Origin of the sequence: Microbispora sp. NPDC088329 (assembly GCF_040685655.1) — a bacterium.
Taxonomy (GTDB): domain Bacteria; phylum Actinomycetota; class Actinomycetes; order Streptosporangiales; family Streptosporangiaceae; genus Microbispora.
The window spans coordinates 1-12,452 of sequence record NZ_JBFBIP010000020.1 but is presented as its reverse complement, the minus strand read 5'-3'; the positions used below and the strand labels follow the sequence as shown (position 1 = coordinate 12,452).

Below are 12,452 nucleotides of genomic sequence, written 5' to 3'. Positions count from 1 at the left end.
TCGGAAGCAGGCGGCGCCGGAAGCAGGCGGCGTCAGAAATAGCGCGAGCTGAGATCGGTCGCGGGCCAGCTCGTCACCTTGCCGATCTGCGCGTTGAACAGGTCGGCGAGCACGTCGAAGTCGGGGGATCCGCTCTCCTCCCGCCGGTTGAACAGGGCGGCGTAGGTGACGCCGTTCTGCAGGCGGGCGATGTAGGTGTAGGTGCCGGGCTGTGAGCCGTCGTGCCAGGTGTTGACGTGTCCCGTCACCTGGCGCACCCACAGACCGGCGCCGTACCAGGAGCCGTACTGGTTCACGCCGATCTCGGGCTTGGCGAGCATCCTGCCGATGGAGGTCGAATCGAGCACGGCGTTCGGCGCGTCGAGCGCCTTCGCCAGGCGCACCAGGTCGACCGCCGAGGCGATCCACCCCCCGTTGGGGCCCTGGCAGGCCATGCCGAACCCGCCGCCGTACGGCGCGGGCAGGACCTGGCCGGTCTCGTCGAGGACGGTCTGGCCCGTGTACCGCGACTCGTACACGACCTCGCCGGAGGCGGCCTGCGACCGGAGCGTACGGCCCAGCCGCGGACGGGTGATGCCGAGGGGCGCCAGGACCTTCTGCCTGACGTAGGTCTCGTAGCTCGTCCCCGAGACCTTCTCGATGATCCGGCCCAGCAGCAGATAGCCGTAGTTGCTGTAGGCGAACTTCGTGCCGGGGGCGAAGTCCAGCGGCCGGGCGCTCGCGTACGTGACGATATGGTCCGGGGTGATCGGCAGCGGCACGCCGAGCGCCTTGGCGATGGTGCGGTCCATGTGCAGGTAGTCGCCGGAGACGTCCCGGTCCCAGCCCCCGGTGTGCTGCAGCAGCCGCCACACGGTCACCTTCGCCAGCCGGGAGTCGGCCGCGGTGGACAGGCCCAGGAGCGTCGCGGCCGAGGCGGTCAGGCTGAGCTTGCCCTCCCGGACGAGCCGCATGATCGCGATGGCGGTGATGTGCTTGCTCAGGCTCGCGATGCGAAACAGCGATGTGGGCGACACGGCGGGAACGGCATGGCTGCCGTCGGAGTAGCGGTAGCCCCTGGCGAGCACCAGCTTGCCGCCCTTGGAGACGGCGAGCTGCCCGCAGGTGATCCCCCGGTCCTTGATGTAGGTCTTCATCAGCGTGTCGAACCCGGCGAGCGAGGCGGGCGCCACCCCGGTGGCCTCCACGACGGGCGCGGGGAGCGTCTTCGAACCGAACGCGAGGGCGGGCACCGCGAAGGCGCCCATCTGGAGGAAGTTCCTCCTGTTCAGACCTTCCCGATCCTCAGATATGGACGTAAACAGCGACGTTTTCCGCATGTCCAATTTCTAGTGGATCATCGGCCGCCTCCGCAGACGTATCACGCATCTCGCGGGGGAAGGAGGGCGGTGACCAGCGCGGCGACGGCGGGCGGGTCGGGCGGCTCGCCGTACGTCGCGGCGTAGACCTGGCGGGCCGAGCCCGGCAGTTCGGCCAGGCGTACGCCGGGATGGCGATGGGCCGACAGCGCCAGCCGGGGGAGGATCGCCACGCCCAGACCGGCCGCGACCATGGCCTGCACGGCCACGTAGTCGTCGGTGGTGAACGAGACGCGCGGCTCGAAGCCCGTCTCGGCGCACAGCGCGAGCAGATGGGCGCGGCACCGCTCGCACCCCGCGATCCACGGCCCGTCCGCGTACGCCGCCAGGTCCCCGGGACCGTCGTGCGCGGCGGGGACGACGAGGAAGCTCGGGTCGTCGAGCAGGTGGACCAGCCGGACGCCGTCGTCCTCCGGACCGGCCTCGCCGTACCGGAAGACCACGGCCACGTCCACCCGGCCCGCGCGCAGCAGCCGCAGCGCCTCGGGCGGCTCGGCCTCCATGAGCCGCAGGTCCAGCCCGGAGTGATCGTCGGCGAGCCGCGCGGCGGCGGCCGGGACGAACGTGCCGAGGGCCGAGGGGAACGCGGCCAGCCGTACGCGTCCGGTCCGCAGCCCGACGTGCGCGGCGAGCTCCGCGGACGCCGCGTCGAGGCGGCCGAGGATCTCCGCGCCGCGCTCGGCGAGCAGGCGTCCCGCCTCGGTGAGGCGGATGCCGCGGCCCACCCGCTGCACCAGCTTCGCGCCCGTCTCCGCCTCCAGACGGGCGAGATGGTGGCTCACCGAGGGCTGCGAATAGTGCAGTTCCCGCGCCGCGGCGGTCACCGTGCCGGTCCTGGCCACGGCCACGAGCACACGCAGTCGCACGACGTCGAGTGGCATTCATCGATCCCGTCTATGGTTTCGCCCGGAAACTTCAGTTGGACCTATTGTGGGGCTGGAGGCCAGGCTTATGGTCATGACCGATATTCGCGACATCCTGGACGCCCGGCGGCTCATCGCCCCGCACCTGCCCGAGACGCCCATGTGGTCCTATCCCGTGCTCAACGCGGCGGTCGGCACGGAGATCCACGTGAAGCACGAGAACGTCCAGCCCACGGGGGCGTTCAAGGTCCGCGGCGGCATCACGCTGCTGGCCCGAATGGCCGGCCGCGGTCGTGGGGTCGTCACGTACTCGACCGGCAACCACGCCCAGTCCGTCGCGTACGCCTGCCGCCTGTACGGCGTGCCCTGCTCGGTCCTGATGCCGGAGAACCCGAACCCCGCCAAGGTCGCGGCGGTCGAGGCGCTCGGGGCGGCCGTCGAGGTCCGGGGCGCGACCATGGTGGAGACCGGCGAGCACGCCCGCGACCTGGCCGAGCGGACGGGACGGCGGCTCATCAGCCCGGCCGACGAGCCGGACATCCTGGCCGGGGTGGGCACGCTCTATGCCGAGATGTTCGCCGCCCGGCCGGACCTGGAGGCGGTGTTCGTGCCCGTGGGCAGCGGCAGCGGGGCCGCCGCCGCGTGCCTCGCCGCCGCCGCGCTCGCGCCGGGCTGCCGGGTGATCGCCGTCCAGTCGGCCCAGGCCCCGGCCGCGTACGACTCGTGGCGGTTGGGAGAACCGGTGAGCCGGCCGGTCAAGACCGTCGTGGAGGGACTCGCCACCGGGTCGGCGTTCGCGACCCCGCAGGCGGTGATGCGGGACGGCCTGGCCGACTTCGTCCTGGTGGACGACGACGAGATCCTGCGGGCCCAGCGCCTGCTGCTCACCGAGGCCCACACGCTCGCCGAGGGCGCGGGGGCGGCGGCCCTCGCCGGGCTGCTGGCGCGGCGCGAGGAATTCGCCGGGCGCAGGGTCGCCGTCGTCTGCACGGGCGGCAACGCCGGCCCGGCCGAACTCGCCCGGCTCCTCGCGGCCAACTAGACGACCGACCGGTCGTTCATATAGTTTGTCCGGGTGACACAAGACGGCCGGCGGCTGCGCGGGTTGCGCAGCCGCGAGACGATCCTGCGGCAGGCGGTGGAGCTGGCCTCGGTCGAGGGGCTGGACGGGCTCTCCCTCGGGCGGCTGGCGACGGCGACCGGCGTCAGCAAGTCCGGACTCTTCGCCCACTGGCGGGACAAGGAGCAACTGCAGCTCGACGCTGTGGAGTGGGCCGCCCGGCAGTGGACCGAGCAGGTGGTGGGGCCCGCGCTGGGTGTCCCCGCGGGCGTACGGCGCCTGTTCGCGCTGCACGAGGCACGGCTGGCTTTCTACGGCGCCGGTGTGCTGCCCGGCGGGTGCTTCTTCTTCGCTGTGCAGGCCGAGTTCGACGACCGCCCCGGGGCCGTCCGCGACCGGCTCGCGCGGGCCATGCACGAGTGGCAGGGGCTGATCCGCCGGCTGGTCGCGGAGGCCGTGACGCTGGGTGAGGTGGCCGGCGGCGTCGATCCGGCCCAGCTGGCCTACGAGATCGACGCGCTCGGCGAGATGGTGATCATCCACTCCCGGTTGTACGACGGGGCGCAGGCCCTCGTCCACGCCCGACGTGGCGTGCTGCAGCGCCTGCGCGCGCTCTGCCCCGACCCCGCGCTTCTCCCGGAGGACTGACATGACCGCAGGTGGCGTACACGAGCCCGTCCAGGTGCATTTCGACGACCTCGACGCGATGGGGCTGCTGCACAACTCGCGCTACGCCCTGCTCGTCGAGCGGGCCATCGGCGCGTACTGGCACCGGCTCGGCTGGGCGTCCGACCCCGCCCGGTCCGCGTTCCCCGACGTGCTCATGGCCGTACGCGAGTTCAAGGTGACCTACCACGCGCCCATCGCGGAGCCGGGCGAGCGGCTGGTGCACTTCTGGCTGGAGCGGATGGGACGCACCAGCGGGGTGTACGGCTTCCGCGTGCTGTCCGCGGACCGCGCCCCGGACCAAGTTACGGTGCACGCCGAGGGTTATCGCGTCAACGTCAACCTGGATCCGGCCACTTTCCGGCCGGCGCCGTTCAGCGACGTGATCCGCACGGCCGCCGCCCCTCTGCTGCGTACGGCGCCCGCGGTGCTGCGGGAGGCGGCGCCGTGCTGAGGTCGCGCTGGATCGCCGGGCCCGACGCGGCGCGGCCGGGACCGCTGGTGGCCGCGCTGACGGACCTCCGGATGGACCGGATGCTCGACCTGCCCGGCATCGCGCGGCGCGGCCTGACGCTGGGCCGCCTGTGGCGTCGCTGCCCGGCGCGGTCGGCATGTGGCTGTGGCCGGACCTGCCCGGCCGCCGGGTCGGTTCGCTGTCGGTGTGGCGCGGTGAGAGCGATCTACGGGAGTTCGTGCGGCTGCGCGCGCATGTCGACATCATGCGCGACTACCGGCATCGGGGCACGCTCCGTTCCCGCACCTGGCAGGTCGGCGAACTGGACAGAGCCGGTCTGTGGCACGCTGCGACCGCATCCCTCGCCTGAGCGGGCGATCAGGGACCGAGGTCGTGGCGGGTGGCCTCCTCGACCTCGTGCAGGCTCTGACGGGTGAGTTCGAGCTCCGAGGTCAGGTCGTCGAGCGCCCGGGCGCCGCCGCCCGCGCCGTCGGAGGTCGCGGTCATGGCGGAGATCTCGACGGCCCGCGCGACCAGGCCCTCCAGGCTGAGGGCGCCCGACTGCAGCCGGGCCAGCACCCGCTCCCGCGCGCCCGACAACCGGTCGTACACCTCCCGCTGCGCGTCCAGGGCGGCGATCGACCGGTCGAGTTCGCCCGCGACCTCCTGCCGGGCCGTCCGCCGCGCCTGCGTGAGCCGTGCGCGTTCCTGCTCCAGGAACCGTGGGTCGAAGCGGGCCAGCGCCGAGCCGGTGACGGAGGCGTGACCCGCCAGCCGGCGCAGGGTCTCGACGGTGTCGTCCACCTGCGGGCGCATGGCCGCGATCCGGTCGAGCAGGAGCTGCCCGCGCATGGAGGCGGTCAGGTCGGCGAAGGACGCCGCGGCCCGCTCCGCCCGCCGCAGCCACGCCTCCTCCGCGCTGTCCTTCGTGACCGGCGGGGCCTGCGGTTCCTTACGGCTCTCGCCCTCCGTGGACTGCCACGCGGAGGCGAACGCCTTGATGAGCCACACCGCGACCCCGGCGACGGCCACGCCCGCCGGATGGAGGTCGACGGCCCAGGCCGCGCCGGCCGCCGTGGCGCCCAGGAGCAGCGCCCAGGGGTCGCGCAGTTCCTCGGTGAAGCGGGACAAGGGGGCTCCCAGGTCGGAGGGTGAAGGTCGTTCAGAAGTTGGAGATGACCGCGGTGAACACCTCGTCGATGCTCCCCGGCTTGCGTGAATCGTAGGCCGCCGCGTCGGTGGCCTGCGAAATCTTCCGCAGGACGTCCAGGTCGGCGTCACCGCCGTACGCGATGGTGAACATCCGCACGGTCTCCTGTCCGGCCTCCTTACGCAGGTCGGGCAGCAGGTTCTTCAGCGAGATGGAGTTGTTGTCCTCGTTCTTGCCGTCTGTCAGGAACACGACCGCGTTGATGGCGTCGCCGTTCTGGTGCCGCATTACGTGCTGGAACGACGCGAGGGCCGTGTCGTACAACCCCGTGCCGCCGTTGGGGATCAGGCCGTTGATGCGGCTCTTGAGCCGCGACGGGTTGTTCCTGCTCAGGGGGACGAGCTCGCGGTAGTCCTTGTCGCCGTCCTGCTTGAGGCTGAACATCCACAGGCCGACGCGGTCGTTCGGGCCGAACTGCGGCAACGCGTTGATCGCGGCCTGCTTGGCGAGGTCGAGCTTGGTCTTGCCGGTGCCGGCGACGTCGGCGCCCATCGAGCCGGAGACGTCCATCACCATCAGCACGTTGGCGGGCTTGCGCAGCTCGGCCCAGCTCCCGAGGATCCGGTCGAGCACCTGCGGGGTCGGCGTGCTGAGCGTGGTCGCCGGCTGCTTGGGGTCGAGGCCGTTGGCGGTCGTGATGAGGTCGCCCGGCTTGCCGTCGTGCGACCGGAAGGCGTACTTCTCGAACTCCCGCTGCCGCTCGGGCGCCTGAAGGTACTTCAGGAAGTCCGCCGCAGCGGCCTTCTTCGCCGCGTCCGCCCAGGACAGCACCGCGTACGGGTGGTCGGAGAAGAGCGTGCCCTCCTTGGGGTAGACGGCCACCAGCGGGACCTTCGGCTTGGCGTGGTCGCCGAGCGTCTTCGGATCGCCCGTCGGGTTGCCCTGGTTGTAGTCCCACACCGACTTCTCCTCCACCGTCACGGCGGAGATGTACGACATGGCCGTCCCCGAGTCGTCGGCGTGCTGGAGGTTGGACAGGAAGGTCAACGTGGTGTCGCCGTAGTGGACGATGGACCGCTCGACTCCCTTGACGAAGTCACGCGTCTTCGCCGCGGCGACGTCCCGCTCCGTCAGGTCGCCCGACAGCCCGGTGGCCGCGAAGTACGCCCCGATGGTCGCGTTCAGGCCGGAAGTGGAGAAGTTCGGGTTCGTCTTGCCGAGACGGAACTTTCCCCACTCGGGGTGGTCGTACTTCGCCCAGCCCCTCGGGTCGTTGGCGAGGTCCAGGACGTCCGACCAGCCGATCTTCTTCGTCGGCCAGCCGAGCGCCTGCGCCATCGGCTTCGGCATCGCGATGACCAGCGGGGACGTGGCCATCGTCGGGTTGTCCGCGGACACCGGCGACGCCTGGTCGCCGCCCTCGACGCGCTGTCGCAGGAGGGTCACCCAGCCGGTGCTCGCCGGCGTCCAGACGTCCGGCTTCGGGCCGTCCTGCCGCTCGTCCCAGCCGCGTGCCAGAGCCTGCATCGCCCCGCCCGACGCCTTGGAGTTCACGATCACGTCCACGCACTGCCCGTCCACCTTGTGGCCGTTGTAGTCGTTGGCCATCGTGCGCAGCAGCTCGGCCTTCTCGCTGGAGGCGGCGATGGTCAGCGTGATCCCGTCGTCGTCGCAGGCGCGCCTGGTCGCGTTCCCGCCCTCGTCGCGGCCGGCGTCCCCGCTGCCCGACGTCCCGCCGAACAGCAGCTTCAGTCCGACGATGAGCGCTCCCGCGAAGATGACCGCGATGACGAACGGAGCCACGCTGCGGCGGCGCTTCTGCTGCGGTGGGGGGTACACGGTCTCCTCCATTGCCACGGGATACCTGCATTTATCCCGACGAACGGCGGATCACGTTAGTTGCCGATCATCTCGTCTCGCTAACGCCCCAGCCCCGTTCCCCACTCATCCACAGAATTCGGTGATCGTGTGTAATTGCTTGATCACTTTGGGTAAATCTGTTCGTGCCCAAGTAGCGGGCGAACGACTGAAGGAGCTCTTGATGACGGCGTCAGCCGACTACGAGAAGGTCATCGGTGACCGTTATTTCTCCGAATGGGTGAACAAGGGTCTGGAGCAGGGCCGCGAACAGGGTCGGGAAGAGGGCCGCGCGGAGGGCGAGATCGAGGCGATCCTCGCCGTGCTCGACGCGCGGGGCTTGGAGATCCCTTCAGAAGCGCGTGAGCGGATCAACCGATGCTCTGACCTGCACATACTCGGCAAGTGGATCCGCCGGGCGGCCACCGCGACGTCCGTGGACGACATCTTCCTCTGACGTCGCGCCCGTTCAGGGCGAGATGCGCCGGTGGACGAGCTCGGCCAGGGTCGCGTGCACGTCCTCGACCGGCTGGTCGGGGCGCAGCGCTCGGCGCTCGATGGCGACGGTGAGCACCATGCCGAAGACGGCCGTGGCGGCGGTGCCGGTGTCGAACCCCGAGCGCAGCTCGCCTGCCGCCACCGCGTCCGCGAGGACGCGTTCGTACACCGCGAGCACGCTCGTCCGTAGCCGCAAGACGGCGTCCTGCCACGCCGCCCGCCACATCTCGGCCAGCAGCACCCGCGCGAACGGCCCGTACTCGTCGAAGAAGCGGAGCTGGGCGAGCATGAGCGCGTCGAGCACGGCGACCGGAGAGGTCGCGGGGCCGCGCGCGACCTCGGCGAGGGCGCCGGCGAGCCGCTCGATCCCGTGGTCGAGCAGGCCGGCGAACAACGCCTCCTTGCTGCCGAAGTTGTAGAAGACGGTGCCCTTGGCCACTCCGGCGCGTTCGGCGATCGCGTCGACGGTCGTGGCGGCGAATCCCTGCTCGGCGATGAGGTCGGCCGCGGCCCGGTAGAGCCTCTGCCGGGTCTCGGCGCGCCTGCCGCCGGACGCCCGCACCGCGCCGGGACCGCCGGACCGGCCGGCGGGGGGTTCTTCCGCCTCGCCGCCGGGCGTGCCGCGGTCCTCGCCCGGGCCGTCCGCGGGGCGGCTCACAGCGAGAGCTCCGGCTTGAGGCGGCGCATCGACCACGTTCGGCCGCGGTGGACGGCGAGCACGGTGAGGGCGAGACCGAGGGCGACGAACGCGGACAGCACGCCGCAAGCCTGCCACACCACGGCGGTGTCGCCGCCGCTGATGAGCCGGCGCATCGCCGACACCACCCAGCTCATCGGCAGCCACGGCGAAATGGCCTGGAAGAACCCGGGGGAGGTCTCGATCGGATAGGTGCCCGCCGACGAGGTGAGCTGCAGCATGAGCAGCGCCAGCACCGCCACCCGTCCGGGCGGCCCGAGCAGCGCGTTGACCGCCTGCACGACGGCGAGGAACGCCGCCGCGACCAGCACCAGGAAGGCCACCACGCCCGGCCAGTTCGCCGCCTCCAGCCCAAGGCCGAAGCGCAGCACGGCGAGCAGCACCGCCACCTGGAGCGTCCCCATCGCGAGCCCCGGCAGCCAGCCCGCGAGGGCCGTGCGCCACGCCGGCGCCGACCCGGCGAGCAGGCGCGGGTTGAGCGGCCGCAGCACCATGTACGTCACCATCGCGCCGACCCACAGCGCGAGCGGCACGAAGAACGGCGCGAACCCGGTCCCGTAGTTGTCCACCTCGTTGTCCACCTCGGTGGCGAGCCGGACGGGGTCGCTCATCATGTCCGTGCGGCTGTCGCGCTCCCGGGTGCCGTAGTCGGGGATCCGGGCGGCTCCGTCGCCGAGCTTGCCGGCCAGCTCGCCCGAGCCGTCGGTCAGCTTGACCAGCCCGGAGTCGAGCGTGCCCGCCCCCCGCTGCAGCTTGCCGATGCCGTTGTCGAGCTTGCCCGCACCGGAGGCGAGTGAGGCGAGTCCGGTGGTGAGGTCGCTCGCTCCGTTGCCGAGCCTGGCGAGGCCGGTGGACAGGCTCCGGGCGCCGTTGTTCAGCGTGCCGAGGCCGTGCGACAGCGAGGAGGCCCCGTTCAGCGCCTTGCCCGCGCCGTCACGGAGGTCGGACGCTCCGTCGGCCAGTTGCCCGAGCCCCTTGTCCAGCTGGTTGAACGTGTCGCGGGCGTCCTCCAGTGCGCCGCCGAGGCCGGGCGCGGCGGAGGCGAGCTCGCGGGCGTCGTCCGCGACCGCCCGTGCCGTGCCGGCGAGGTCGTCGAGCCTGCCCGTCTGGGCGCCGAGGCGGTCCTCCAGCCGACCGGCCGCCGACGCGAGATCGCCGGCCGACCCGGCGGCCCGCTCCACCAGCGCGCGTAGCTCGGGGTCGGCGTCCGGATGGGCGTTCAGCCAGCGCTCGACGGCACGCAGGTCCTGCCGGGCCCCGCCGGCCGAGCCCCGCACCTCCTGCGGCAGGCCGTCGAGCGCGTCCGCGAAGCCGTCGGCGCCCTGCGCGAGGGTGAGCGCGGCCTGCCGGATGCGGTCGCCGTTCTTCTTCAGCACGGGGACGTACGTGTCGGCCGCCCGGTTGACGGTGGGAGACAGGGCGTGGACCTGGCGGTAGACCTCGCGATTACCCTCGGCCAGTTTGGCCGCCCCCTTGTCGAGAGCGGACAGGCCCTTGCGGAGGTCGGCCGCGCCGGTGGCCGCCTTCGACAGGCCGGCGGACAGGGAGGCCGAGCCGGTCCTGGCCTGGTGCAGCCCGCTCGCCAGCCGTTCCGACCCGCTGTGAAGGGCGTCCGCCCCGGATGACAGCGTGCCGGTCGCGTCCTGCGCGGACCCGAGCCCCTCGGCCAGCGAGGCGGCTCCGTCGCTCGCGGCGGCGGCTCCGTCGTGCAACCGGTCGGCTCCGTCGGCCGCCTGGGCGGTCTTGTCGTGCAGCTCGCCGAAGGACAGGAAGATCTGGTCCAGGTAGTCCTTGACCGCGCTGCGCCCGGCCGCCTCCTTGACCTCGCGGAACACCGCGTCCGAGATCGTCCGCATGATGTAGCTGCGCCCGGTGTCCACGCGTACGCCGAGCTGGGCAGGGCGCGGCGTGCCGTCACCGGAGGGCGAGGCGAGGTCGGCGCTGAAGCCGGCGGGAATCGTGAGCGACAGGTAGTAACGGCCCTCGCGGACGCCTCTGTCAGCCTCGGCCGCGTCGACTCGGTGCCAGGCGAACACCTCGCGCTCTTCCAGTTCGGCGGCGAGCTCCCGGCCCGCGTCCACCGTGTTCGCCGGGCCCTGCGCGGCGCCGGTGGCCGTGGCGGGACGATCCTCCACCACGAGGGCCACCGGCACGCGGTTCAGGTTCGCCTGGGGATCCCAGAACGACCACAGATAGAGCCCCGCGTACAGCAGCGGCAGCATGACGACGGCGACCAGCGCGGCCCTGGTGAGCCGCGAGCGCATGAACCTGCGCAGTTCGAGCCGGCCGGGAAGGGGGACGCTCATCGCCGTTCACCTTTCTCGGTGTCGTCCCCGGTGACCGCGTCCCCGGCGACCGCGTCCCCGGCGACCGGGGGCGGGGGAACGGGCAGCGGCAGCAGTGCGGTGGCGACGCCGGCCGCCTCTTCGGCGTCCGTGCACGCCGCGATGATCGTGAGCCCCCCGTCGGCCAGGCCGCGGAGCGTGTCCCACAGCTCGTGGCGCCTGCCCGCGGGGATCCCGGTGTCGGCGTCGTCCACGAGGAGCAGGCCGGGCTGGTCGAGCAGGGCGAGCGCGACGCCCAGCCGCACCGCCTGACCACGGATGAGCTCTCTGACCGGCGTCCGATCACCGTGGGGCAGCGCGTCCGGATCGAGCCCGGCGTGGGTGAGCGCCGACCGTGCCGCATCAGGGTGCCGCCTGCGCCACAGGAACCCGTGCGTGCGCGACCGCTCCTGCAGGTGCTCGCGTACGGACAGGGCGTCGTCGAGGGGGTTCACCTGGGGGAAGAGCCCCAGGGCCGAGACCTGCCTGATTCTGCGGGGTGCCGCGAGGCCGCCCACGGTGAGCGTCCCCTCGGCGGGCTTCATCCGTCCCGCGAGGGTGAGCAGCAGGCTCGTACGGCCGCTGCCCGCCTCACCCGTGACGACGGTGAGCGTACCGGGAGCCGCGCGCAGCGAGACGTGCCGGTAGACCCAGCCGTGACCGCCCCGCACGCCCAGCCCGCGCGCCGCCACCTCGACACCCCCGAAGACCGCGCGGGGCGGATCGGAGGGTGTTCCGGCAGAGGGTGTGGCGACGTTCCCCGAGCCCCCGGCATCCACGTCGACTCTCCCTTCTTTGAACTGACCAGTCGGTACAAAACATAGCGCCGGAAGCGCGTGGTCCTGAGCCCGGTCATGGTGTGATCTCACCTACATCCGTGGGTTCCCGGATGGCCGGTGGCGCGAAGGCCGTGCGCCGGGGCGCGACCCCGGCGGCTCGTGTTTCATGAAAATTTCACGGAGAAGGCCGTGGCGTGTCGGCTCCCACCTGGCCAAATCGGCGAGCGTCCTGAAGCGGATCGTCATCGTGTGACACGTGGCATTGACCCGGGTTCCCGTGGTCCGTAACTTAAGCCGCGTTCCTGTTCATGGATGTCGTTCACATTCATGAATTCCCCCAGCGGGACCAGGAGTGGCGCCGCCACCGCCTCGGTCAGGGGTCCTGCACGACCTGCGAGGAGCTCGGTTTTGAGAAGGAGTACCAGAACCGGAGTCGGGGTGATCGGCACCGTCGTCGGGGTCGCCGCCCTGGTCGGCGGCGTCTTCACCGGCGTCTCCAACGCGGCACCCAGTGCGGGCGCCTACCGGATCGTGAACGGCGCGAGCGGCCTGTGCCTCACGGTTCCGGGCAGCAGCGGCTCCGACGGCGTGCAGCTCACGGTCTCCGGCTGCACCGGCGCGAGCAACCAGACCTGGAACCTGTCCACCCAAGGCAGCGGCTTCCGCCTGGCCGCCGGCAACAGCGGCAAGTGCGCCGGGGTCGCCGGGGCCTCCACCTCCGCGGGCAAGGCCGTCCAGCAGGAGTC

At 71.9% G+C, this 12,452-nt stretch carries 13 protein-coding genes; 6 read left to right on the top strand and 7 right to left on the bottom strand.

Going from position 1 to position 12,452, the window contains the following annotated elements; all coding sequences use genetic code 11:
* Positions 1–32: 32 nt before the first annotated feature.
* Complete coding sequence (locus AB0O28_RS30000) at positions 33–1,247, bottom strand: serine hydrolase domain-containing protein (protein ID WP_363645904.1); 1,215 nt, start codon at positions 1,245–1,247, stop codon at positions 33–35.
* Between the two features lie 113 nt (positions 1,248–1,360).
* Positions 1,361–2,239, bottom strand: coding sequence for a LysR family transcriptional regulator (locus tag AB0O28_RS29995; protein ID WP_363645903.1), 879 nt, complete (start codon positions 2,237–2,239; stop codon positions 1,361–1,363).
* Between the two features lie 76 nt (positions 2,240–2,315).
* Between AB0O28_RS29995 and AB0O28_RS29990 the strand changes: the two genes are divergently transcribed.
* The 4 genes from AB0O28_RS29990 (at position 2,316) to AB0O28_RS29975 (ending at position 4,771) form a co-directional block, all read left to right on the top strand.
* Positions 2,316–3,263 (top strand): pyridoxal-phosphate dependent enzyme, encoded by a 948-nt coding sequence (locus AB0O28_RS29990; protein WP_363645902.1) that lies wholly within the window; start codon positions 2,316–2,318, stop codon positions 3,261–3,263.
* A gap of 33 nt (positions 3,264–3,296) precedes the next feature.
* Positions 3,297–3,929, top strand: a complete 633-nt coding sequence (locus AB0O28_RS29985; RefSeq protein WP_363645901.1) for a TetR/AcrR family transcriptional regulator — start codon at positions 3,297–3,299, stop codon at positions 3,927–3,929.
* 1 nt (position 3,930) lies between these two features.
* Positions 3,931–4,401, top strand: a complete 471-nt coding sequence (locus tag AB0O28_RS29980) for a thioesterase family protein (RefSeq protein WP_363645900.1) — start codon at positions 3,931–3,933, stop codon at positions 4,399–4,401.
* A 130-nt stretch (positions 4,402–4,531) separates the two neighbouring features.
* Positions 4,532–4,771, top strand: coding sequence for a hypothetical protein (locus AB0O28_RS29975; RefSeq protein ID WP_363645899.1), 240 nt, complete (start codon positions 4,532–4,534; stop codon positions 4,769–4,771).
* A gap of 8 nt (positions 4,772–4,779) precedes the next feature.
* On the opposite strand, the gene AB0O28_RS29970 is transcribed toward AB0O28_RS29975, so the two are convergent.
* Complete coding sequence (locus tag AB0O28_RS29970; protein WP_363645898.1) at positions 4,780–5,532, bottom strand: hypothetical protein; 753 nt, start codon at positions 5,530–5,532, stop codon at positions 4,780–4,782.
* Between the two features lie 31 nt (positions 5,533–5,563).
* Positions 5,564–7,390, bottom strand: coding sequence for a substrate-binding and VWA domain-containing protein (locus AB0O28_RS29965; RefSeq protein ID WP_363645897.1), 1,827 nt, complete (start codon positions 7,388–7,390; stop codon positions 5,564–5,566).
* Positions 7,391–7,592: 202 nt separating this feature from the next.
* On the opposite strand from AB0O28_RS29965, the gene AB0O28_RS29960 reads away from it, so the two are divergent.
* Positions 7,593–7,865, top strand: a complete 273-nt coding sequence (locus tag AB0O28_RS29960) for a hypothetical protein (RefSeq protein ID WP_363645896.1) — start codon at positions 7,593–7,595, stop codon at positions 7,863–7,865.
* Positions 7,866–7,877: 12 nt separating this feature from the next.
* Here AB0O28_RS29960 and AB0O28_RS29955 read toward each other — a convergent pair whose 3' ends face one another.
* The 3 genes from AB0O28_RS29955 to AB0O28_RS29945 are packed head-to-tail and all read right to left on the bottom strand — an operon-like array spanning position 7,878 to position 11,706.
* Positions 7,878–8,564, bottom strand: coding sequence for a TetR/AcrR family transcriptional regulator (locus AB0O28_RS29955; RefSeq protein ID WP_363645895.1), 687 nt, complete (start codon positions 8,562–8,564; stop codon positions 7,878–7,880).
* Entirely contained in the window at positions 8,561–10,909 is a 2,349-nt protein-coding gene (locus AB0O28_RS29950) for a YhgE/Pip domain-containing protein (RefSeq protein ID WP_363645894.1), read from the bottom strand. The genes AB0O28_RS29955 and AB0O28_RS29950 overlap by 4 nt, the downstream gene beginning before the upstream one ends.
* A complete protein-coding gene (locus tag AB0O28_RS29945) occupies positions 10,906–11,706 on the bottom strand; it encodes an ATP-binding cassette domain-containing protein (RefSeq protein ID WP_363645893.1) in 801 nt (266 codons plus the stop codon). The genes AB0O28_RS29950 and AB0O28_RS29945 overlap by 4 nt, the downstream gene beginning before the upstream one ends.
* 408 nt (positions 11,707–12,114) lie before the next feature.
* Between AB0O28_RS29945 and AB0O28_RS29940 the strand changes: the two genes are divergently transcribed.
* Positions 12,115–12,452: RICIN domain-containing protein (locus AB0O28_RS29940; protein WP_363645892.1), on the top strand; the 338-nt coding region annotated here is incomplete at its 3' end.